Origin of the sequence: Hyphomicrobium sp. LHD-15, from assembly GCF_031157355.1 — a bacterium.
In the GTDB taxonomy this organism is placed as follows: Bacteria; Pseudomonadota; Alphaproteobacteria; order Rhizobiales; family Hyphomicrobiaceae; genus Hyphomicrobium_C.
The window spans coordinates 91,666-112,941 of the sequence record NZ_JAVIFT010000007.1; the positions used below are offsets into that span (position 1 = coordinate 91,666).

General features: G+C 61.3%; 24 protein-coding genes and 1 tRNA gene. 20 read left to right on the top strand and 5 right to left on the bottom strand.

All coding sequences use genetic code 11. The annotated features are described in order from the left end of the window. Positions 1–61: 61 nt before the first annotated feature. Positions 62–763, bottom strand: coding sequence for a Crp/Fnr family transcriptional regulator (locus RCO24_RS17665; RefSeq protein ID WP_308963984.1), 702 nt, complete (start codon positions 761–763; stop codon positions 62–64). A gap of 426 nt (positions 764–1,189) precedes the next feature. Between RCO24_RS17665 and RCO24_RS17670 the strand changes: the two genes are divergently transcribed. From RCO24_RS17670 to RCO24_RS17680, 3 genes are all read left to right on the top strand, one after another. Next, complete coding sequence (locus RCO24_RS17670; protein ID WP_308963985.1) at positions 1,190–1,888, top strand: OmpW family outer membrane protein; 699 nt, start codon at positions 1,190–1,192, stop codon at positions 1,886–1,888. 321 nt (positions 1,889–2,209) lie between these two features. Beyond that, entirely contained in the window at positions 2,210–3,961 is a 1,752-nt protein-coding gene (locus RCO24_RS17675; RefSeq protein WP_308963986.1) for a PQQ-dependent dehydrogenase, methanol/ethanol family, read from the top strand. A gap of 75 nt (positions 3,962–4,036) precedes the next feature. Continuing rightward, positions 4,037–4,501 (top strand): c-type cytochrome, encoded by a 465-nt coding sequence (locus RCO24_RS17680; RefSeq protein WP_308963988.1) that lies wholly within the window; start codon positions 4,037–4,039, stop codon positions 4,499–4,501. A 39-nt stretch (positions 4,502–4,540) separates the two neighbouring features. On the opposite strand, the gene RCO24_RS17685 is transcribed toward RCO24_RS17680, so the two are convergent. Further along, positions 4,541–4,849: a hypothetical protein gene (locus tag RCO24_RS17685; RefSeq protein ID WP_308963990.1), complete on the bottom strand. Its 309-nt coding sequence runs from the start codon at positions 4,847–4,849 to the stop codon at positions 4,541–4,543. A gap of 103 nt (positions 4,850–4,952) precedes the next feature. On the opposite strand from RCO24_RS17685, the gene coaD reads away from it, so the two are divergent. From coaD to tgt, 8 genes are all read left to right on the top strand, one after another. Then, positions 4,953–5,456 carry a pantetheine-phosphate adenylyltransferase gene (coaD, locus tag RCO24_RS17690; protein ID WP_308963991.1) on the top strand — a complete coding sequence of 168 codons (504 nt, stop codon included), beginning with the start codon at positions 4,953–4,955 and terminating at the stop codon, positions 5,454–5,456. Between the two features lie 265 nt (positions 5,457–5,721). Next, complete coding sequence (locus RCO24_RS17695) at positions 5,722–6,210, top strand: peptidylprolyl isomerase (protein ID WP_308964080.1); 489 nt, start codon at positions 5,722–5,724, stop codon at positions 6,208–6,210. Between the two features lie 89 nt (positions 6,211–6,299). Next, complete coding sequence (locus tag RCO24_RS17700; protein ID WP_308963992.1) at positions 6,300–6,773, top strand: peptidylprolyl isomerase; 474 nt, start codon at positions 6,300–6,302, stop codon at positions 6,771–6,773. Between the two features lie 42 nt (positions 6,774–6,815). Next, complete coding sequence (locus RCO24_RS17705; protein WP_308963994.1) at positions 6,816–7,196, top strand: DUF423 domain-containing protein; 381 nt, start codon at positions 6,816–6,818, stop codon at positions 7,194–7,196. 256 nt (positions 7,197–7,452) lie between these two features. Continuing rightward, positions 7,453–7,680: a hypothetical protein gene (locus tag RCO24_RS17710; RefSeq protein ID WP_308963995.1), complete on the top strand. Its 228-nt coding sequence runs from the start codon at positions 7,453–7,455 to the stop codon at positions 7,678–7,680. Between the two features lie 48 nt (positions 7,681–7,728). Next, positions 7,729–7,974 (top strand): hypothetical protein, encoded by a 246-nt coding sequence (locus RCO24_RS17715; RefSeq protein ID WP_308963996.1) that lies wholly within the window; start codon positions 7,729–7,731, stop codon positions 7,972–7,974. A gap of 320 nt (positions 7,975–8,294) precedes the next feature. Next, a complete protein-coding gene (queA, locus tag RCO24_RS17720) occupies positions 8,295–9,410 on the top strand; it encodes a tRNA preQ1(34) S-adenosylmethionine ribosyltransferase-isomerase QueA (RefSeq protein WP_308963998.1) in 1,116 nt (371 codons plus the stop codon). After that, complete coding sequence (gene tgt, locus RCO24_RS17725) at positions 9,403–10,554, top strand: tRNA guanosine(34) transglycosylase Tgt (RefSeq protein WP_308963999.1); 1,152 nt, start codon at positions 9,403–9,405, stop codon at positions 10,552–10,554. Before queA ends, tgt begins: the two co-directional genes overlap by 8 nt. Positions 10,555–10,566: 12 nt before the next feature. Here tgt and RCO24_RS17730 read toward each other — a convergent pair whose 3' ends face one another. Beyond that, positions 10,567–11,505 (bottom strand): DMT family transporter, encoded by a 939-nt coding sequence (locus tag RCO24_RS17730; RefSeq protein WP_308964000.1) that lies wholly within the window; start codon positions 11,503–11,505, stop codon positions 10,567–10,569. A 269-nt stretch (positions 11,506–11,774) separates the two neighbouring features. Between RCO24_RS17730 and RCO24_RS17735 the strand changes: the two genes are divergently transcribed. Then, positions 11,775–11,849 (top strand) — tRNA-Lys (locus tag RCO24_RS17735). A 79-nt stretch (positions 11,850–11,928) separates the two neighbouring features. Here RCO24_RS17735 and RCO24_RS17740 read toward each other — a convergent pair. Continuing rightward, on the bottom strand, positions 11,929–13,017 hold the full coding sequence (locus RCO24_RS17740; RefSeq protein WP_308964002.1) for a tyrosine-type recombinase/integrase: 1,089 nt from the start codon (positions 13,015–13,017) through the stop codon (positions 11,929–11,931). 14 nt (positions 13,018–13,031) lie between these two features. Next, a complete protein-coding gene (locus RCO24_RS17745; RefSeq protein ID WP_308964004.1) occupies positions 13,032–13,295 on the bottom strand; it encodes a hypothetical protein in 264 nt (87 codons plus the stop codon). Positions 13,296–13,621: 326 nt separating this feature from the next. On the opposite strand from RCO24_RS17745, the gene RCO24_RS17750 reads away from it, so the two are divergent. From RCO24_RS17750 to RCO24_RS17785, 8 genes are all read left to right on the top strand, one after another. Further along, positions 13,622–14,665, top strand: a complete 1,044-nt coding sequence (locus RCO24_RS17750; RefSeq protein ID WP_308964006.1) for a hypothetical protein — start codon at positions 13,622–13,624, stop codon at positions 14,663–14,665. Between the two features lie 100 nt (positions 14,666–14,765). After that, positions 14,766–15,029: a helix-turn-helix domain-containing protein gene (locus RCO24_RS17755; RefSeq protein WP_308964008.1), complete on the top strand. Its 264-nt coding sequence runs from the start codon at positions 14,766–14,768 to the stop codon at positions 15,027–15,029. 140 nt (positions 15,030–15,169) lie between these two features. Next, the gene (locus RCO24_RS17760; protein ID WP_308964009.1) at positions 15,170–15,346 is read left to right on the top strand and encodes a hypothetical protein; all 177 of its coding nucleotides are present in this window, start codon (positions 15,170–15,172) and stop codon (positions 15,344–15,346) included. 366 nt (positions 15,347–15,712) lie between these two features. After that, complete coding sequence (locus tag RCO24_RS17765; protein WP_308964010.1) at positions 15,713–16,684, top strand: hypothetical protein; 972 nt, start codon at positions 15,713–15,715, stop codon at positions 16,682–16,684. A 105-nt stretch (positions 16,685–16,789) separates the two neighbouring features. Next, positions 16,790–17,476: a hypothetical protein gene (locus RCO24_RS17770; RefSeq protein ID WP_308964011.1), complete on the top strand. Its 687-nt coding sequence runs from the start codon at positions 16,790–16,792 to the stop codon at positions 17,474–17,476. Then, positions 17,473–17,838 (top strand): hypothetical protein, encoded by a 366-nt coding sequence (locus RCO24_RS17775; protein WP_308964013.1) that lies wholly within the window; start codon positions 17,473–17,475, stop codon positions 17,836–17,838. The genes RCO24_RS17770 and RCO24_RS17775 overlap by 4 nt, the downstream gene beginning before the upstream one ends. A 51-nt stretch (positions 17,839–17,889) precedes the next feature. Continuing rightward, entirely contained in the window at positions 17,890–19,758 is a 1,869-nt protein-coding gene (locus RCO24_RS17780) for a hypothetical protein (protein WP_308964014.1), read from the top strand. A 27-nt stretch (positions 19,759–19,785) separates the two neighbouring features. Further along, entirely contained in the window at positions 19,786–20,310 is a 525-nt protein-coding gene (locus RCO24_RS17785; RefSeq protein ID WP_308964016.1) for a hypothetical protein, read from the top strand. Positions 20,311–21,276 lie beyond the last annotated feature (966 nt).

Consider the following 21,276-nt stretch of genomic DNA (forward strand, 5'->3'; position numbering starts at 1 on the left):
TTCATTCGTGAACCGGGCGTTTTGTTTTTTGGATGCGTCGGCGGGTCGGGACTGATGTCCCTCAGGCCACGAGCGTGCGGCGGGGTGCGGTTTCGTGCATCCGCCTGATGGTGGTGGCGATCGGACACTCGTAGGCGAGCGCTTCGATGCTGCGGCAGACGAGGCGGTTGCGTCCGGCGACCGCGATCAGCCCGTTCGCTCTCATGCGCGAGACGATTCTGGATACGGTGTCGGCGTTGAGCGCCAGGTGCTCTGCGATATCGGTGCGTGAGAGCGGCATGTCGAATACGATTCCGGCAGGAGTCTGCTTGCCGACGCGGAGCGCGATCTCGGTCATCAACGCCGCGACACGTTCGTCGCCGGTGAGGCCCGCGATGATCGTGTTGTGCAGGGCAAGACGGGCGGTCTGGTCGGCGAGGCGATCGGAGACGTGGTGCGCGAGATCCGGGTCGCCTTCGAACAGGCCACGGGCGATTGACCAGCGCAGCCGCCAGACTTCGCCGTTTTCCGAGGCGGCGGCGATCTCGGTCCCGTCCAATGGCGGGATCGCGGAGGAACGGATGCAATCGCCGGGGTAAAGCAGGCTCAGGATCTGGTGGCGGTCGTCGCGCCAGGCGGCGCGCACGAGAAAGACGCCGGTCTGGATCAGATAGAGCGTCTCGTCGGACTCGGCGGATATGGCGAGCTTCTGGCGCTTGCGCGTGGAGATGCGCACCGTATGCGGTTCGAGCTGCTGCAGAACGAATTCGGGTGATGGTTTCATTTGCTCGGCAGGTCTCGTCGGTGTCGAAGCTTCGGGGCCGATCGGGTAGAGAGCAGCGCGTTGGCGCGGCCCGCGGTCCGATGGCGGACGATCGATGCGCGGGATTTATCCCGGCGGTCCGATCCCCTTCTCCCGCGGATCTCGAACACTTCGGCATCTCGGCGATGGTTCGCTTTGACGGCGATCAAGGCCGCAGGGGCTCAGAGAGCCGCGCGACGCCGCACCCCTTTTGATCTCGATCAATGGTTTCGTGGCGTGGCTGCAACGAAGCCATCGGAATGGGGGCGGTGCTGATTTGTGTCAGCAATGCCAGCGATTTGGCGCTTAAGCCCGGACGCCGACGCAGCCCATGGTGTCGCGAGCGAATGAGTGCCGGCGCGTTGGTCGAGCCGGTCGGGGGAATTTTCAGTCGGGAAGGACTCGATGATGACGAGGACAAAACTTTTGGGATCGCTGGCCGTGATCGGCAGCTTGGTTGCAGCAACTCAGCCGGCAGCGGCCGGAAGCGAGAGCGGCAATTTCATGGTTCGCGTACAGGGCACGGTGGTCGATCCGGATTCGAGCGCCAAGGTTTCGTCCGGCGGCAGCGTGGTTGCGGGCTACGACGCGGAAGTCGACACAGAGGTGCTGCCGACGCTGACGCTCTCCTACTTCCTCAACAAGAACGTTGCGGTCGAACTGTTCTGCTGCTTCGCCAAGCTCGAGGCAGAAGGAAAGGGCGGTATCAACGGCACCGATCTCGGTGACTTCTGGGTGTTTCCGCCGGCTTTGACGCTGCAGTACCACTTCGACAACTTCGGCCGTTTCAAGCCCTACGTGGGCGCGGGCGTGCAGTACATCCACTTCTTCGGCGAAGGGCGTAGCGATCTTGGCGGCGCCAAGATCGATCTCGACGACGCCTTCGGGTTCACGCTGCAGGCGGGTGTCGACATCTCGCTCGGCGGCGGCTGGTACCTCAACGCCGACGTGAAGAAGACCTTCATCGATACGGACGCGTCGTGGAAGGGCACCGGCATCACGGCGGATGTCGAGATCGATCCGTGGATCTACAGCGTCGGCGTCGGCTATCGCTTCAATTTCGAGGATCTGTTCGCGCCGCGCTCGGCGCCGGTCGCCTTGAAGTAGGCCGCGACGCTTCCTGTTTTCGAATGTCTCCGAGAGCCGATCTCTCACTCTCTCGGAGGCTGCTCTGGGCCCGGTGCAAACCGGGCCTTTTTTATGCTCGTTTGCAGGTGCGAGCCGTCTGTTGTCGCGACGGCTCCATAGATGCCAACTGCGGCATGGACGCTACAGATGTCGCGCGCGTACGCAGCCGACCAAATATGTAACTATATAAAGTTCCAACAATTTGACGGTGCGCATGCGGTGGCACGGCAGTTGCGTAGTCTGCGCCGAAGCTTGGCTGCTTGAACCAAGCTATCGAAAAAAAAACTGAAGGGAGACCCCATGACGAGAATAAGCGCTCGCCGCTCTTCGGCGGCGACGAGGATGCTGTTGTCTGCCGTTCTCATCGTTCCATCGGCTACAGTTCTTGCGCAAGATGCAGAACCGCCGCTCGGGATAGATACGCTGGAGGCGACGTTTAAATGGCGTCCGAACTATGTCAGCGACGACATGCTCAAGAACGCCGACAAGGACGCCAACAACTGGCTGAACTACGGCAAGGGCTACGACCAGAAGCGTTATAGCCAGCTCACCCAGATCAACCGGGACAACATCAAGAAGCTCGTGCCGCTGTGGAATCTGTCGTTCGGCGTCAACGACGCGCAGGACAGCCAGGTGCTGTCGGTCAACGGCACTCTCTACGTCACGTCCAGCCAAAACAAAGTCTTCGCCGTCGAGGGATCGACCGGCCGCATCCTTTGGAAATACGAGCATCCGCTGCCCGCCGATATCGGGCCGTTCTTGTGCTGCGAGGCGATCAACCGCGGCGTTGCGGTCTATAAAGACAAAGTCTACATGGCGACGCTCGACACCCAAGTCGTGGCGCTGAATGCGTGGAGCGGCAAGGAGGTGTGGAAGGTCAAGCTCGGCGATTACACGAGCGGTGACATCTATACCTCGGCTCCGCTCGTCGCCGATGGGAAGGTCATCGTCGGCAATTCAGGCGGCGATCTCGGCGGAAACGCGGGCCGTATCAGCGCGCTCGACCCGGAAACGGGCAAGAAGATCTGGGAGCAGTTCACGCGCCCGACGAGCGCGGACCATCCGCAGGCCAAGACGTGGGGCAACAACTCGTGGGAGAACGGCGGCGCGTCAGCGTGGCTGACAGGCTCTTACGAGCCGTCGACAAAGACACTGTTCTGGGGTGGCGGCAACCCGGCCCCGGATTTCGATCGGCATAGCCGGCCGGGAGACAATCTCTACAGCGACTCCACCATCGCCATGAACGTCGAGACCGGCGAGATCAAGTATCATTTCCAGTATACGCCGAACGACGCGTGGGACTATTCGGGCAACAACGAAGCAATCCTGCTCGACGACGAGCAGGGGCGCAAAGTGTGGCTGCACGGCGATCGCAACGGGCACCTCTATTCGATCGATCGGACGAACGGCAAATGCAACTGGGTCGTGCCGATCGCGCGCGTGAACTGGGTGAAGGAATGGCAGGAGAACTGCCGCCCGATCGCCGATCCGGCGAAGGTGCCGGTCAAGGGCAAGCTTGTCACCGACATCGCGCCGGTGCTCGACGGTGGCAAGGAATGGCATCCCGCAACCTATAGCCCCAAGACGAAGATGATCTACATTCCGTTCATCGACAGCTCGATGAACATCGAGCTCAAGGATCAGAAGTTCGAACGCGGCAAGTGGTTCCTTCGCTCGAAGGTGCTGTCGGTCAATCCGTACACGGGCGGCCTCAAGGCGTTCAACGCGACGACCGGCGAACTGGTGTGGACGAAGCCGCAAAGCTTCCCGGCGACGAGCGGTCTTGTCAGCACGGCGGGTGGCCTCGTGTTCTCGGGTGACGCGGAGGGATACTTCAGCGCTGTTGCCGACGATACCGGTGAGGAACTCTGGCGCTTCAACGTCGGAACCGGAATCCACGGCAATCCCACGACGTTCACGGTCAACGGCAAGCAGGTCGTCGCCATCGTTTATGGGCCGGGCGGCGGCAGCTTGTGGCCGCTCGCTTATGCCGAGTTCATGAAGACGCACAACCGCGGCGGCGGTGTCATGCTGTTCGGGCTCCCGAACTAGCAACGACGGACGGCATCGGTCCCGCTCTCGGGCGGGACCGAAACCCTCGGCACTGACAACAATCGGGACTATCGCATGATAAGGAATTTCCTTCGGTCGCACCTGCGGGCGATCACTGCCGTCGTGTTGCTCGGCAGCCTTGCCGCTTCGGCGCACTTCGGCAACGTGTCCGCAATGTCGGGGGGGCAGTCTCAAGCTCCGGCGTCAAAGGCGTCACAGAACCCCTTCGCGGGCGATCACGCAGCCCTTTTGGAGGGCGCGGATTTGTTCGGACGCAACTGCCAGCAATGCCACAGCACGCGCGGGATCGGCGGGAAGTGTCCGCAGCTCATTCACGGGGCGTGGGGGCCTGAGGGGGCTAACACGGACGAGCTGATGTTTCGTACGATCTCCGAAGGGCGGCCAAACACGCAGATGGGTGCGTTCAAGGATGCGCTGACGAAAGACGAGATCTGGAAGATTGTTGCTTATCTCAGATACGAAGCCCAACGTTACGCGCATCAGTCGAAAGATGACGACGAGGACTCCAGCCGCCGCTGACGCGCGGGCAGGAGAAGTGGCGGGTCATCTCGCGTGTGGTCAGCTCTTGCAGACTTTGGCGGTGGCGCGGCAGGTCCAGAGCACGCCATCCTGCGCGCATTTGTAGACCGGCTTCGAGAAGCGATCCTGTTCGATCGGCCAGTTGCCCGTTACCTGGCGGATGATCAGGAACGCCTCGTATTCGGCGAAGCCGCGCGTGATGCCGGTTGCGGATCCAGCTTTGGTGACGCAGGCCGGGGCGGCCAAGGCCAAGCTCGATTGGCCGAGGGCGACCAGAGCCAGGGAGGCGGCGAGTGGGGCGATCGATTTCGGCCGACATGCAACTTTCAGCGCGTGGTGCGGTGGCATTCGGGTCTCCTGTTGCTGGTGCATGGCGGACCGTGCAGCAGGATGGTGACCACGCCAAGGCGCCATACTTGCTCTTGGGATTGCGGCGCGGCTAGATAGCGGCATGAGCAGAACAGGCTTTTACTCAGGTTCGTTCGATCCGGTCACGCTGGGCCATACGGACATCATCTCGCGCGCGAGCCGGCTCGTCGACCGGCTGGTGATCGGGATCGGCGTGCATCCGGCCAAGTCGCCGTTGTTCGCGGACGACGAACGGGTTGCGATGCTGGAAGCGGAAACGAAGCCGATCGCCAAGGCGGCCGGCATTCCGATCGAGGTCGTTACCTTCTCGGATCTCGCGGTCACGGCCGCGCAGCGGTTCGGAGCCGAGGTCATCTTTCGCGGATTGAGAGACGGCACGGACTTCGACTACGAGATGCAGATGGCCAACATGAACGGCGAGATGGCGCCCAGCGTGCAGACGGTGTTTGTCGCCGCCTCGCCGCAGGTTCGGCATATCGCGGCCAATCTCGTGCGCCAGATTGCGCTCCTGGGCGGGGACGTAACGCCGTTCGTTTCCAAGGCGGTTGCAGCGCGACTCGCCACGAAGGCGAAGGGTAAGCGGTAAGGCACTGAGAAGCTTATCGTTTCATGCCGGGTTGCCGGGCGTGATGCGACAGGCCATAACGGCGGGCGTCGAATTCCGCCCACGACGACAAACAGCAAGGGCTCGGGGAGCGCTCATGGAAACGATCAGGGGACTGCTGTCTCTAAGGGACTTGGTTCCGTTGAAAGGCTTGGTCGCGTTTGCACTGGCCTTCGTGATGACCGCCTGCAGCGGTAGCGCTCCGAACATTCAGGTCGTCGATAAGACCACGAAGAGCGCAAATAGCATGGTCACCACCGGCGCGGTGGCGGACGATCCTTCGAATACGCTGATCCTGGAGCTCAAGGGCGGCAAGGTTACGATCCGGCTGCGGCCTGACTTGGCGCCGAAGCACGTGGAGCGCATCAAGACGCTTGCCGCGCAGGGCTTCTACAATGGGCTCAAGTTCCATCGCGTGATCCCGGGCTTCATGGCCCAGACCGGCGATCCGACCGGCACCGGCGCGGGCGGCTCGAAGCTTCCGGACCTGCCGGCCGAGTTCACGCCGACGGCTTTCGAGCGCGGCACGCTCGGCATGGCGCGCACCTCTGATCCGAACAGCGCCAACAGCCAGTTCTTCATCTGCTTCACCTACGCGACCAATCTCAACGGTCAGTACACCGTGTTCGGCCAGGTGGTGGACGGAATGCAGTTCGTCGACCAGATCGCTCCGGGCGAGCCGCCGCCGAAGCCCGATACGATCATCAAAATGTACCTGGCTTCGGGCGCGCACTGATCCGCGCGCCGACGTTCAAGCCCGATGCGGAGCCGCACGTGCGCGTGGCTCCGCGCTTTTTCTGTTTCATCCTCTAGTGGAGCTTTGCCATGGCCGATATCGATCCCGAGAACACGCTGATCATCGAAACGACGAAGGGACAGGTCGTCATCCAGCTGAGGCCGGACCTTGCGCCGAACCACGTGGCGCGCATCAAGCAGCTCGCACGCGAAGGTTTCTACGACGGCGTCGTGTTCCATCGCGTGATCGAGGGCTTCATGGCGCAGACCGGTTGCCCGCACGGCTCCGGCACGGGCGGCTCGAAGTATCCCAACCTCAAGGCCGAGTTCAACGCTGAGCCGCATGTGCGCGGCATCTGCTCGATGGCGCGGGCGGCTTCTCCCGACAGCGCCAACAGTCAGTTCTTCATCGTGTTCGACGACGCGACGTTCCTCGACAAGAAGTACACGGTCTGGGGACAGGTGATCGAAGGCATGGAGAACGTCGACAAGATCAAGCGCGGCGAGCCGGTGCAGAACCCGGACAAGATGATCTCGGTGAAGGTTGCGGCGGACGCAGCGTAAGCCTAGCCGGAACGTTTGGAATTGATTGTGAAGGAGCGTGGCATGTCGGGCGGGGTGTGGGCGTATTGGAACATCGGCATCGCCGGGTTGCTCGGCGCTGCGGGCGTTGCGCTCGCCGCCGTCGCGGCACACCGGGTGGCCGAGCCCTCACTCACGACTGCCGCGCTCTTTCTGATCCTGCATGGTGCGGCCGCGCTCGCGCTTTCGGCGCTGGCCGGAAACGCGACGTGGCCGACCGGCTTTTTGGTGGCGGGCTCGCTGATGCTGTTTGCGGTCTCGCTGTTCTCGGGGGACGTGGCGGCGCGCGTTCTGCTCGGTGACCGGCTGTTTCCGATGGCGGCGCCGATCGGCGGGTCGCTCTTAATCATCAGCTGGCTGGTGGCGTCTTTGAGCGGTGTCATCACCGCGTTCAAAAGCGGCTGAGCGGGCGCGCTCTTCTCATTGCGTTGCAGCAATATTGGACAAGTCTCTGCCTGGTAGTTGAATTTGCTGCCGGGTGGATTACGCTTGCAACAGTCCAGCCTGAGTCGCTGCGTCGGAATTGTGCCGGCGTGGCATGTGCTGCAGGTGAATGGCGTCTCAATAAAAAGTGCTGGTGAGTGTTTTGGCTCGCGTTTTCGCGCCGGGCCGCGCGCTCGGCTCATTGCAACCAAACCCGCTTGGGGGAGACGACATGGAAATGATCAACACCACGAAGTCCTGGATCGCCGGCCTGACCGAAGTAGGCCTGATGCTTATCGCGCTCGCCATCGTCGCGTCGCTGCTGGCTGGCGGCACGGTGCCGTTTTTCGGCGGCGTCGTCGCCAACATCGTCAATATGGTGAAGGAACTCGGCACGAACGGTCTCGTCGGGCTCATCGCGCTCGGCTTTATCTTCTGGCTGTTCTCGAAGCGTACGATCGCCTGACAATCAAACAGGGGAGGGCGCGGGGCTGAAACCCCGCGCCGGCCGTTCATGCCTGATTTTATCGCGCACGTTCGCAACGCCGGATGGCTTGTCGTCGAGGCCGGGCTGCTGATCGTCATCCTTTGCGTGCTTCTCAACATCATCCTCGGGCCGTCGAGCAGCGGCGATTTCGTCGCCTCGGTGGCCACGAATGCCAACACGTTCCTGCAGGGATTGCCGGCGGGGACTGTCGTGGCGCTCGTGGCGGTGTTCATGGCCTACTGGATTGTGACGCGCCGGAACTTGGCCTCCTAAAGCAGACCAAGCGCCGGACAGGCTCGCGGTGGGCACACGCGGCTCGCCTCGGCAGCTAAACCCATTTGGGCAGGGGCTGCGCTGGGCCCTCCGGCGGGTCGATCTTGGGCTCCGGCTGCTCGTCGGGCGGCGGGACCGGCTCCTTCGTCGGATCGGGCCTTACGGGCTCAGGCGGCCGATGCGGGTCGGGATCTGCTGGGGATCGTGTCGGTTTGGTGGGGCCGGGCACGGGGTTTCCTCGTTTTCGTGGGCTTGTGAATTAAACGCTCTCTTGTCGCAGGGGTTCCTCTTGGCCCGCTGTTGAGGCTATGAGAGCGGCCATGCGCACCGATCTTTTCGATTTCGAGCTGCCCGAGGACCGCATCGCCCTTTACCCGGCGGAGCCGCGGGATGCTGCGCGCCTGCTGGTCGTCGATCCTACCGGTGGGCCTTTGCTTTCCGATCGCGTCGTGCGGGAGCTGCCGCAGCTGCTCAATCCGGGCGATGCGCTGGTGCTCAACGATACGCGCGTCATTCCTGCAGCGCTGGAGGGTATCCGGATCCGCGGTGAGCTTCGGTCGCGCGTTGCGTTCAACCTGTTGCGCCGTGTGGACGAGAGCCGGTGGCGGGCGTTGGCGCGGCCGGCGAAGCGGCTCGCCGTCGGCGATCGGGTTCGCTTCGGTTCCGAGAGCGATATGGCGTGCCTGCTTTCGTCGCCCGAGGCGACGGTGTCGGCGCGGCTCGGTGCGGGTGAAGTGGAGCTTCTTTTCGATCTCGCGGGTGCGGACCTCGACCGCGCGATCGAGGGCGTTGGTGAAATGCCGCTGCCGCCTTACATCGCGCTCAAGCGTGGGCCGGATGCGCGCGACCGGGCCAGCTATCAAACCATCTATGCGGAACGTGAAGGCGCGGTTGCCGCGCCGACCGCGGGGCTGCATTTTACGCCGGAGCTGTTCGCGGCGCTGGACGCGCGCGGTGTGTCGCGCCATTTCGTGACGCTGCATGTGGGCGCAGGGACGTTTCTGCCGGTGAAGTCAGACGATACCGCCGAGCACAAAATGCATTCGGAGTACGGCGAGGTTTCCGCCGAGACGGCGGCCGCACTCAATGCCGTGCACGCGCGGGGCGGACGTGTGATCGCGGTCGGAACGACGTCGCTTCGCATCCTCGAAAGCGCTGCCGCGCCGGACGGCGCGATCCAGCCGTTCGCGGGCGATACGGATATTTTCATCACGCCGGGCTATCGGTTCCGCGCGGTCGATGTGCTGCTCACGAATTTCCATCTGCCGCGCTCGACGCTGTTCATGCTGGTCTCGGCCTTCGCCGGTCTCGAGACGATGAAGAGCGCTTACGCGCATGCGGTTGCTGGCGGCTACCGGTTCTATTCCTATGGCGACGCGTCGTTCCTGCTGCGCGCGCCGACACCTCATCCTGCCGACAAGGGACACCATGACTGAGACGTTTCACTATCGCGCGCTCGGCGCCGACGGACTTGCGCGGCGCGGAGAGGTGGTGACGGGGCGCGGCATCATCCGTACGCCGGCGTTCATGCCGGTTGGCACCGTTGCGACCGTGAAGGCGCTTTATCCGGAGCAGGTGCGTGAAGCAGGCGCCGACATTCTGCTCGGCAACACCTATCACCTCATGCTGCGCCCGGGTGCGGAGCGCGTCGCGAAGCTTGGCGGGCTGCATAAATTCATGCGCTGGGACAAGCCGATCCTCACCGATTCCGGTGGGTTCCAGGTCATGAGCCTGTCGAAGATCCGCAAGATCACCGAGGAAGGCGCGATGTTCCAATCGCACCTCGACGGGTCGCGGCACATGCTGACGCCGGAGCGTTCGATCGAAATCCAGAGCCTGCTCGGCGCAGACATCCAGATGCAGTTTGACGAATGCATTCAGCTTCCCGCCGAGCGCCGCGAGGTGCAGCGCGCGATGGAGCTTTCGCTGCGCTGGGCGGAGCGGAGCCGGCGTGCGTTTGAGGCGCAACGTGCAAGCGGCGCAGTGACTGCGGGGCAGGCGTCGTTCGGGATCGTGCAGGGCGGTATCGATCCGGAGCTGCGGCGGCGCTCGGCCGAGGCTCTGGTTGGCGTCGGCTTCGAAGGCTATGCGGTCGGAGGGCTAGCGGTGGGCGAAGGGCACGAGCTGATGCTGGCGACGCTGGATGCCACGCTGCCGTTCCTGCCGCAGGACAAGCCGCGCTATCTGATGGGCGTCGGCACGCCGCTCGATCTGATCGAATCCGTTCGGCGCGGGGTCGACATGTTCGACTGCGTGTTGCCGACCCGGAACGGGCGCCATGGGCTCGCCTACACGTGGAACGGCACGGTGAACTTGCGCAATGCCTACCATGCCGAAGACAATGCGCCGCTTGATCCCGAAAGCTCGTGTCGGGCGGCGCGGGACTATTCGCGCGCCTACCTGCACCACCTGATCCGCTCGGGCGAGTATCTCGGCGCGATGATCCTTTCGTGGGTCAACACGGTGTTCTACCAGGACCTAATGGCGGCGATGCGCGCGGCCATCGAGGAGCGCCGGTTCGCTGCGTGGGCGGAAGAAACCAAGGCGCGCATTGCGAAGCCGGAGGCAAGGGCTGCGTGAAGCCTTGCCGCGTCACGGAGGCGGCGCGTCGACCATTTCCTTGGCGAGACTGCGCTCGCGGTGCACGAGGTAGACGCCCGATCCGACGATGAGCGCCGCGCCTGCGAGCGTCCAGACGTCCGGCAAGTCGCCGAACACGACGTAACCGCAGGCGACCATGGTCAGAAGCTGCATGTAGATGAAGGGCGCGATCGAGGATGCGGGCGCGAGCCGATAGGCGTGCAGGAACAGCCAGTGGCCGACGCCGCCGAAGATGCCGAGCGCGCAGAGCAGCGCCCAAGCCGAGAGGCTCATCGGCGCGTGCCAGTTGAAGAACGCGAGCGGGGCGCCGGCGAAGGTGCCGACGAACATCGAGTGGAACAGCGTGACGAGCGGTGGATCGAAGTGCGCCATGTAGCGCGTCAGCAGCATGAACAGCGCATAGACCAGCATACCCGCGAAGGCATAGATGACCGCCGGATGGATGGCGCCGAAGCCCGGCCTCACCGCAACAACGACGCCGAAGAAGCCGACGAGGATCGCGATCAGGCGATTGCGGCCGATCCATTCGCCGAGCAATGGCCCCGCCAACAGTGCCACGACGAGCGGGGCCAGAAACACGATCGTCACGGTCTGATCGAGACGCAGGTACTCGAGGGCCAGAAAGTTGAAAGCCGTCGTTCCGAACAGCAAGCCTGAGCGGAGGATCTGCAGGCCGCGCCGCTTGGTTATGAAGAGCGCTTTGGCGCCAATGACGCCGAAGGCAGGAAGCAGGATCAGCATCAGCGTGAACTGGCCGATGCAACGCGCCCACACGACCTGCCAGACGCCGAGATTTTCCTTCGTCACGAGATACTTCGCGGCGGTGTCGAGGCACGAAAAGAGGGCCACGGCCGCCACCATCAGGCCGATGGCCTTCAGGCGATTGCGGGCGGTTTCGTCCAGGCTCTGCGGATCGATGGCATTTTGCATGGCGCGCCGGGCTCGTGAGGATGCGCTCTCTTACTCCATCGGAGTGCGAAAGCGACGCGGCATTTTTCCTGAGAAGAAAGTACGAGGCGTGGAAATCCGCGGTCGGAGGCCTCGATAGCGGGTGGGTTTTCCGGGCTCCGGGTGGTGCGGGCGCCTAATTCCTTGGGCATCTTGTCATCAGGGTGCGAGCTTGCCTTGACCGTTCGCCGGTCGGCCCTTAGAAAGCGCACTCTCATTGAGGTCGGCCGCTCGGGTTTGCGGTTGGCTTCGGGCCGGTAGCTCAGAGGTAGAGCACGTGACTTTTAATCATGGGGTCGAGGGTTCGATTCCCTCCCGGCTCACCACCCCTTGGAATTTCCATTCTATATCATATGTTTAGAGAAGTGGGAAACCGATCTCACCAAAATGGTGGGAAACTTTTGTTCATTCTTTGCCCCTGACAAGCAGGTGCATGCCGCTCTTGGCCAGCCTCTTTCGCTCCGCGGCTCTGGTGTAGCGCTCGGCCTCTTTGAGGGTCAGCCAACCAAATATCGACATGAGCTGGTGGACTGTCGCGCCGTTCTCCGCGGCCAGGGTCGCGCCGGCCTTACGCAGCCCGTGGGCTGAGCATTGCGGCAGGCCCGCCTCATCACACCACTCACGAAACTTGTTGCCGAATCCGGCGTCGGCAAATGGCATGCCGTACGTGGTGACAATGTAAGTGAGGTCTCCGGTCGGTGATTGTCTGATTATCTCTTCCAGCTCAGGCAAGATCGGAATCTCAATGTCGACCGGATGCCGGTTGCGGTTCTTCCATTGGCGGAACTTGAACCATCCGTCTCGGGCGTGCTGGCGGCCTAGACGTACGGCATCAGAGCGGCGAATTCCGGTGAACAGAAAGATTGCCAGCGCGAGACGCGCCATGGTGCCGATCGGATGGTGCTCCTCAAATTGGCTGACCTCGTCGACAGTCCACGTATGATGCCCGCCGCTGGGGGTCGCGAGCTTCGGTACATCTCGCGCTGGGTTCGTCTGCGCTAGCGGCGGGTCTTGGGCCAGCGCCCAATTGAAAACGCCGTTGATAGCCTTCACGCGCCCGTTGGCCGCTGTGGGCGTCTTGCGTTTGCGGTCGCGCAGAACGCGAATGGATTTCGACGTCATGCGGGCAAGGGGAAAGCTGGCGAACGTTTCGTCCGAGCCGGGAAACAGAATCTCGTCAAAGGTCGACTCGAGAATGCCGCGGCGGGGGCGCTGGGTGGTCGGGTCGAGAGACTTGAACTCGCTTGACTTGAAATACTCGACGCACAGCCAGCGCCAGGTTCCCGGCGCTATGCGCCCGGGCGCGCTGTCTGAAGGGGCAAGCTTTCCTGCCTCGCTCTCGGCGAGGAGCTCACGATAGCGCTTCTCGAAGCCTTCGGTGCCTGGCGCTTCGCGAATACGGATTTTACGCTGACCTTTACGCCAGAAATAGATGCGGACGTTGCCATGCCGGTCAACGTCCTCGTGGACGTATGGGATCTTGACCGTGATCATGTCCGCGTCAGCCCTCATACGGCGACGCGGCTCCAGATGTCCTCACTTGAGTCGTCGCCTCCATCAGTGGGCAAGGCGGCGAATGCAGAGTCAAGCCGATGGCGGTCCCAGACTTTGCGGCTGTCGATTCGCTTGGCTCCTGGCATCCGACCATCTGCAACCATCTCATCGAACTTGGTGGCGCCGATGCCGATATAGGCAGCTGCTTCCTCGCGGGAGAGTCCGCGAGGCGGTAGGCTCGGAGGCAGGGTTTCACGGCGGGAGCGGGCTCTAGGCATGAGGTGTGATCCTCGCAGTGTTCCGCGAGCCTCTCTCGGAGAGGTGTTGGTGAGGAGCGTAGGGCCGCTCGATTTCGCGCTCGCGGGCCATGTGTTTGCAACCGACTACACAAATCTGTGGAGATTGGAGTTGACGCCTACATCGAACTGCTGGCGCGACCGAAATCCAGCGAATATGTGCGGACGTGCGTCGGCTGCGTTCGAATGCTTGTATGGTGGCATGCGAGTGGCGTGACAAAACGGAAAAAGGGGCGATCGTCTGTCAGAGGTCCAACTCGCGATTTGTTGGCAGCTTTCGTTGGTCCGATTCATAGGCAGGAGGGCACATGCCTGATGCGGAGGATGTTTGCGATGATCCGTGCTGGAATTTGCCGGACGCCGAAGACTTAAACGATATTCGCGACGTTAATGCCCTTCTTCGTTTGATTAGCAGCCGGATCGGGAACCGTGAAGATCCACTAGCACTCCAGCTTGATCCCGTTGCGGACAGCTTGGTTGAACGCGTTTTTCGTACCCTTCAAGAATTTACTGCGGAACACGGCGAAGCTTCTGCGTTAGTCGACGAAGTGGATATCAAGTTGACTGCATACGCCCTCGCGCGCCTCTTGACGATCGCAAGGGACTATCGGGTTAGCGGTAGCCAATATAGCACCTTGGCTAAGAGCATCGGCCTCCTTTATGGACGACTTGCTGAGAGGAGAGGGCAGAGGCGGCAAGTAAGAACTGTTATCCATCCAACTTTGCGCAGAGCGGTCTTCACACCGGTCTGGAGCCGCTTTCCTCGTGCAGTTCGGATCAGGAAAAATTTATCACCTAAGCGAGAAATTGAGCTATTCCGACGCCGGTGTGAAAATGCTCTGGCGGATGGCTGTAATGGTCTGCTCGCGACGCGCGCGGAATATGAATTGTCATTTTATTGCCAAGACTTGCTGGCCCGGCACGCAGGGCGTTACCCTTTTCCAGACTTTGCCATAGTTGCTCGGGATGGCCGGCTCGTCGCTGACCGCGATGAGCTCCTTGCGGCTGTTTCGGTGGCGCGGCATGCACTCGACGAAGATCGATCACTCAATAGTCGAACACCACTCTACGCCCATGATGTCGTTACCGAGCACATTCAGCTGGCGGCAGCCGTATTTGCAAACCGACGAGTTGGGGGGGCTACTGTTTCCCAAGTAGACAGTTCGTTTGCGGTGGGTCGCATTACGAAAAGGTCCGGTGTCGTTCATTCGCTTGTGAAGGAACTTGGAGAGCTGGTCGGCCTGCAACTTGTGACGGATGCCGACGACAAGAGAATGCGCAAGTATGGGGAAGGCCGCTCTTTCCGCTCCAAAGCCGGAAGTGCAAAAAATAAAAAAGCGTCGCTCAAATAACAGGTTAAGGCCGTACCCCCTTTTTCCGTTTCGCGCTCTTCTTGGCGATTCAGGCAGTCAATGACCCTCACGTGCACTCGTATGCAGTGGAGGTCAAAGAATGCAGCACGGCTCGAACGTGGCAACCGCCGGCGGTGCGAAGCCGCTGAAACTTGATCCCGAGACATATTACCCCGAGCCTGAGGCTGCCGAGCTTTTCGGCGTGTCGGTCGACACCATGCGTCGCAAGCGTATGCGGGCAGGTATTTCTGCTCTGCCATTCTCCAGGTTCGGGAGAAAGGTCTTCTATCGCGGCGCAGACCTGATCACTGCACTCGACGCAAGTCGTCAAATATCGCCTCCTAAAATAGGGGAGCGGGCATGATCGATTTGCGCGACCGAACAATCGCAAGCCTCGCGCATGCGCGTCGGATGGAAAACGATCTCCGTGCTCTTCTAGTCGACCTGGAGGCACGCTTAGGCGCAGACGGCTTTCGAGCGTCCAATCGCGCACAAGACGGACGCATGTTGCTGGCCAGTATTGAAGCGGACGTTGCGCGCCAAGCCGCGGAGCTTGTCGCGCTCGACGCGATCGTGGGCGCTCGGGCCCAGATGGGACGGGCGATGCAAGTCGCTTATCGCGAAATCTACGGTGCAGATCCGCCGGGGAACTACGTGTTCCCGGTTCCAATTCCGATTTAGCGCTGGGCGGGCTTCACGCCCCTACCGCTATCTGGTCTGCGTGCCTTTGAGTGTCGCCGTGATGGCGGGTTGTTCTTCCGCGTAACAAAAATGAAAGCCCTGCAGCGATCAACTGCAGGGCTTTCCGAAACGACCGAACCGCTCGGTGTGGCCGAACGCTCGGTAGGTGAGCAGCACAGGGGCGCTGCTCGAAGCGGAGAGGATCTCATGATTTCTCTGTTCGCTCAAGTGCGCCCTCACGATTGTGAACAGAGGGCACATGACACGAGAACATATCGGCGCCGCATCAACGCCCACCGTCGGCGTAGCTTCTATCCGTCCTGTGAACGCAAGCGGTATCGACATCGCCCGCATGGGGCTGCGCTCATGAGCGTCAATCCAACGAAGCGCGTTCGCGAAGTCGAGCGCATCGAGGACTGGGACGCGGCGCGCTATTCGCACGTCCCGCCTCGCGCCGCCACTGACGAGCGCCTGACACTCGCGCATCTGCGCGTGCTGGTACTAATCGGCAAGGTCAACACGAAGCAGGGCTGGTGCCAGCTTTCCCAGACGGCTGCCGCAGACCTCTTTGGCATGCACCGCAATACTGTAAACGCTGCGATCAGCGATCTCGTCGAGTGGCTTTATGTGGAGCGCCGCACGCAGAAGCAAACCAAGACCGCTTTCTGCCATTACCGCGTGCTGATCGACGAACCGGAGACGGACGAGGGGGTGCCGCCTACAGACGGCACCCCCTCCGAAATGGACGTGCCGCACACAGACGGCACGGGTGCAACCCCTGAAAGTTGCACGGGTGCCGCCGACGGAAGGCACGCCCCTATTAATAGAGATCGCGCGCGGGAGATCAAAGATCAGAGATCACTTCCCCCTAAATCCCCCGATGGGGGACTTGAGGCAAAATCTCTGAATGGGAAGGCTGCCTGGCTGGCAGCGCTGCTCGAGAGCGGCAAGCACCGAGACGCGGTAGACGGTCTGATCGCGCCGCTGCTGGCCTCCGACAAGCGGCTCTCGCTAGGCAAGGCACCGGTCGAGGCGCTTGTCGAGATCGCCACCGCCGCGCATGGCATCGGGCGCCCTGCGCTCGACGCGGCGGTGAAGCGGCTCGCCGCGCAGTCGAGCAAGCTGACGGTTGCGAATATCCGCGATGAGATCGCCCGCGCGCGCAATTTCGGCGCTCAGTTCGTCATCATGCCCGGCATGGCGCAGTGGACGCGCTGGCTCGAATATTTCGAGACCGCCGATCCCCGCCAAGCCGCCGTCGTCCGCAAGCAGACATCGTGGCAGGTGCCGAGCGAATGGCCGCCAGCATCCGGTAACACGCAGGGGGCGGCGGGATGACTCCGTTGTCTATCGCGCGGAAAGGAATGGGGCCAGCGTGCCCCTGTTGGATCGTCGCGGCGGCTTGGCGGCCTCACGCCGGCGGGTCGCTGCGGAGGAGGTCAGATGCTTAGCATTGACTCGATCGTAGTGGGTGCGTTGTCCATCCTGCTCGCGACTGTTGTCGCGTGGCGCTGGGTTGGCAACTCGGGAGTCCGCGGCTCGATTGGCGTTGAGTCCACACTGGTCTCGGGAGTCCATGGTGGTCCCAAAGGTCAGGGTCGCGGTCATATTGACCGAGTCCAGGGACCGGACGTCCGAGTCCGCGGTACCGGCGCCGAGGTCTCTCCAGCGGCGATGCAGCCCCCTTTGTTCTGCAACTCGCGAGCAATTCCGCCGCCTATCGAGCGCGGCTCTGCCCTTCTTCCAGCCAGCGATCACGTCACCGAGTTCATTCTCTGGGCCAGTGTCGACGAAGATGGGCAAGCGCACCACGTGCGATTTCGCGACAAGCAGCTTGTCGGCAACTACCGAACCTGGGCGGTACGGCTTGGCATCGTCCCGCTTCCGGAATCCATTTTGCTCCGGATGATTGCACGTCATCCGCAGGTCAAAAAGAGCCGCGAGCGCGTGAAGGACAAGTTGACCGGGCGCGTGCTGCACTTGCCGAGCGGCACTCCGCAGCGAGAGACGATCTACACAATCTCGCCCCCACGCAAGAGTGCAAAGCCGGCTAACGCTTCCACTGACGGAAAGCAAAAGACGGTGGTGCCAAACCGACTCCGACCCCTGGAAATGAAGGAAGCGGCATGACCGTACAACTTGGCGAAGCTCTCAAGATCGAAGTGTGCGGTCGCGCGTTTCACATCCCGTTTTGTCTTCGGACACTTCAGCGCGCCGAATGGCTGGTCGGACCCGTAGCGCCTTGGGCCGAGCGCCTAGAGCACAAGGAGTGCAAGCTCGAGGAAATAGCCCGCATGTATGCGGCTATCCTTGAGGTGGCGACGCCGCCAGTTCCTGCCATTCCGAGTTTGGCCGAAATCGACGAGTGGATCTTCAAAAAGGGTCTGACCAATCATGACGATCTTTCCGTGTTCCTGTTCTCGCTGACCATGGGACGAGAAGAGATTGCGAGAACCGTTCGATGGAACGCGGAGCGCAGGCAAAGCCAATAGCCTTCTCCTCGACTAAGCCGTCATTCCACCCAACGCGACAAGGAGCGCATGATGCCTGAAGGCTTTTCCAAGGTCTCGGATCTCAAAATCGTCATCAGCGCCGCGACAGGCCCTCTACAAGACGGCATCAAAGACGCGCAGGCTCTGATCAGATCCTTTAGTACCGATGCGAGTTCGGGATTGGGTGCTCTTGACGGTGTGCTTGGCCGCGTCGGCGGCTCGATCGGATCATTAGCCGGTCGATTGAACATCGCCGTCGGAGCGCTGGCGACGGCAGGCGCTGTCATTCAACAAGTCGGCGCCGTGGGCGAGAAGGTTGCGAACAGTGTTGGCGCTGGGCAGGAATTCGATGCCGTAAAGTCTTCTGTCGGTGAAGTGCAAAACGCTTTGCTCGACCTGGCAAGCATCGCATTTTCTGCCGTGCAGAAGGAGGCAAGCCACGCAGCGGTCTCGCTCATGGGGTTCGAGGCCTCGACTGCAAAAGCGGACGCCACTGCTGACAATTTTGCGCAGAGGACTCTGAAAAAGGTAGCGGAAAGGACATCAGATCTAGCTCAAACAATCCGTGAACTCGCGCCGATCGAACAGCAGACATACAACACACTAGCGACATCGCTCGATCGGATTGATGCAAAGATCAAAGCCATCGAAGCTTCGATGGTCTCCGGAAAGAAGGAATCTAAAAATTGGTGGGACACCTTGAAGGGTGTGCTCGCTGAGTATGCAGATTTCGAACGGGGCTGGGGCATGGGGCTGCAAGATCAGGTGAATGCTCTGAACGCGCAGCGCGATGTCATCGCAAAGATCGTTGCGATTGAGAAAGAAAGATGGACGGCGTCGGTTGCTACTCCCGAGGCAGATCGCTCATTGGCATCGATCGAACGCGAAATCCGCATGATTGAAGCCAAGGCTGCGGCTCTAAACATGGGTGCGGCCGCGGCAGCAACGTACGTCATGCGGGAAAAAATTAGACAGGATCACGAGCAGCAGGGTTTTGCGCTCGCTCCCGACGGTGAGAGAAAGCTCGAGGAGCTGATCACGAAATACACTGATGCTCAGAGGACACTCGAAGCAGGGCAGGAGGCTAAACGGCAACAACAAATCGGTGAGAACCGTGAAAGGTCGATCGAGAATATTTTCAAAGGCATGGATCGAGACCTTGCACTCGAGGAAACGAGGGCCCGAACAGTCGGGCTTTCCGCCGACGAAGCCAAACGGCTCACGCTTGAGGAGAGCGCGTTGCTTCAGATCAGGCTTGCCGGCAGGGAGCCAAACGAGGAGGAAATAAAGCGTATTCGAGACAGCGCGGCCGCGCGCGTGAATGCGAGCCGGGCCACTGCTGAGCAGTCCGAGCAGCTGCAACTTCTTCAGGAACACGCACGCATAGCAGGGCGAGCCCTTGAAGAAGGTTTCACGTCCTGGATCCGCGGAAGCGAAGTGTCGTGGAAGACCATGATCGCCAGCATGCTCGAAGACCTCGCGATGCTATCTGCAAGGAATTTGGTGCTCGAGCCTTTGTTCGGAAGCAGCAAACCGGGAGATGGCGGGGGTTTGCTAGGAGGAGCGCTGACCTCTCTTCTTGGAGGTTTACCCGCGTTCGGTGGCCAACGCGAAGCAGGTGGACCGGTCGTTCCTGGGTTGGCTTATCTGGTCGGCGAGCGCCGGCCAGAGCTGTTCATTCCAAGTAGCCCAGGAACAATAATTCCAGACCTCTCGCAATTGACAGGTCCTGCATTCGCGCCGGCGAAAGGGGCATCTCGTACGGGCGGCGAGGTGCACGTTTATGTCCACGGCACTTCTGAGTTTGATGCCCGCGTTGTCAGCACTGCGGAAGGCGTTGTCGTACGGCGAAGCCCGCAGATTGTCAGTCAAGCGGTCGAGACAGTTTCCGACATACGTGAACGCCGAGGGCTCGCTTGACCTATCGCGACAACCAAGAATGGAACGATGATGTCTCACGTTGAAGGCTCTGACCAGTTGATAGGAAAGCTCGATGTGTTTGCCGACACGATGGGCAAGCTCTGCTTCGAGCTATACGACCGCGAGATGATCGCTGCGCAAGAGGAGGCTGTGAGCCTTATCCCCGTTGATACGGGTAAGGCTCGGGACGCGCTTGCTTCGGAAGCGGCGCTGAAAAAGGACACGGATGGTCGATCCGGTGAGACCACGTGGTCGTTTGGGATGATCACAATCGCGATTCAGAAGGCCGCCTACTACCTCTTCTGGATCGAGTTCGGCACGAAAGGCAGCGCGAAGGGTGAACTCCTTTACCCCGGTGTCGTCGACAAGCGCAGTAGAAGTGGACGCTTGCGGAAAGCTCGAAGGCGCAAGCGCGGCCGCCCGGCCATGCCGGCTCGCCCCTGGTTTCGTCCAGCCCAGATCAATTTGTTTCGCCGGCTTGAGAAGCTCCAGGACCTCGATCGTCTCGTTAGGTCGGCGATGAAGGCGGCGAGGTTAGCCGATGCAGAATGAAAGTCAGGACACCGGGACTGTAGGGATGGGGGAGGGGGGGATCTGATTCATATGGTTAGAGGGCCACGGGACCGCGCGTTTACTGTCGAAAAACCGGGCGCAGGTTTTGACCAAAGACAAAATTTCTCGGATGCCGTTACAGGGCATCTGGGGCTAATGCGTGAATCAAATCAACGGTGCTGCGTTCGGTGATGATGCAATACGAGCGTGGCGATTCACGCTTTGTCCCGTCTCAAAAAGGGATTGGAATAGGCCTTGGAGGTTTATTGAAGTGTCGGAATTGTCCTTTGAACATCGCATGCGCCTGTTGCTTGGCGGTCAGTGGCGCGAGCGTCTTGCGCTCGCGCTTCGCTGTACCTGCGAGAGGTTCAATAATCCTCCGCAGCCTGTTGTGTTGGCGGTTGTTGAGCTCCTCGAGTTCGTCCGGGCCAAATGCCAAGGCGAGGCCGAGTTGCCCGAGCGTTGGAGTGGTCGCTCGCTCGCTGCCGACGATGCGTTGCGAGACAGGTTCGTAAAACTGCTGGGACCTGAGAAGGTGACGATCTCGGTGGCAGCGGCAGTAGCAGTAGGATTGGCAAAACAGACCGTGCGGCTCGCCTGGGCTGAGAGGCGTCGCTACGAAGGTTGTCGAACTGAACTTGTCGCCATTGCAGAGCTTTTGGAACTGCTTTCAGCTCGGAACATCGGCCGTGACGAGTGGCCTGACCGTTGGCGCGTGCAGCCTGTGGTCAAACGTATAGTGCCGATCAGGCAAGCCGGCCGGCCATTGGAAGTTTCCGGCCGTGAGATCCAAAGTCGCTTTGCCACAGTTTTGGGACACGACGGACTAAACCCTCGGCTTGCGGAAGCTCTGGGCATGACCCCTGACTATTTGTCTCGCATTTGGCGGGAGGAGCGGGACGCGAGAGGGTTCCCAGCTCGAGCGCAATCACATCTCATCGCGACAGCGGAACTCTTAGAAACACT